General features: G+C 58.4%; 2 protein-coding genes. Both read right to left on the bottom strand.

Annotation, left to right across the window (positions count from 1 at the left end; all coding sequences use genetic code 11):
• A partial coding sequence (locus RMT89_RS40845) for a Wzz/FepE/Etk N-terminal domain-containing protein (protein WP_315888815.1) occupies window positions 1-317 on the bottom strand: 317 nt, incomplete at its 3' end.
• Window positions 318-364: 47 nt separating this feature from the next.
• On the bottom strand, window positions 365-538 hold the full coding sequence (locus RMT89_RS46215) for a hypothetical protein (RefSeq protein ID WP_399498860.1): 174 nt from the start codon (window positions 536-538) through the stop codon (window positions 365-367).
• Window positions 539-541 lie beyond the last annotated feature (3 nt).

Here is a 541-nt window from a genome sequence, read left to right as displayed (position 1 = left end):
CGCTCGACTACCTGCCCAAGCACCATCCGAGACTGCAAGATTTGTATTTCGGCAGAGGTCATGCTGTCGCCTTCTTGGCCGAGCATGCCTTCTAAACCTGCTAGTGGGTTAATAGTGGAACGTTTCTCCACCTGCACCAGCGCGTCGCCTTCATACACGGGCGTGGCCAGCAGGGCGTACACCACGCCAAGCGCCGCAAATAGCGCGGTAATGCCTACAATCCACCACTTGTGGTCTAGCAGCAGGCCGAACAAGCGGCCTAGATCGATCTCGTCGTCTTGCGGTGCTGGGCCGTGCGAGGGGGTTACGTCGCTCATGCTCTCTTTGTATCCACGTGTTAAAGGTAAAACAGGTGACTGCGCACCTAGCCTAGGCGAGTGGCCCAGGCGCGGGTGGCGGCATCCATTAGCTGGTGTACGTGTGCAAAGGCTTCTGGGCTTTTTTGGTAGGGGTCGGGGATATCTTTTCCCTGGCCGTTGTCCAGCCATTGGCCTAGCCGCATGGTTTTGCCTAACGCCGTGGGAGAAAGCTCGGCCACGGC

The sequence above is a fragment of the Streptomyces sp. P17 genome (assembly GCF_032436805.1).
Classification (GTDB): Bacteria; Actinomycetota; Actinomycetes; order Streptomycetales; family Streptomycetaceae; genus Streptomyces.
This window is presented reverse-complemented; position numbering and strand designations above follow the sequence as displayed.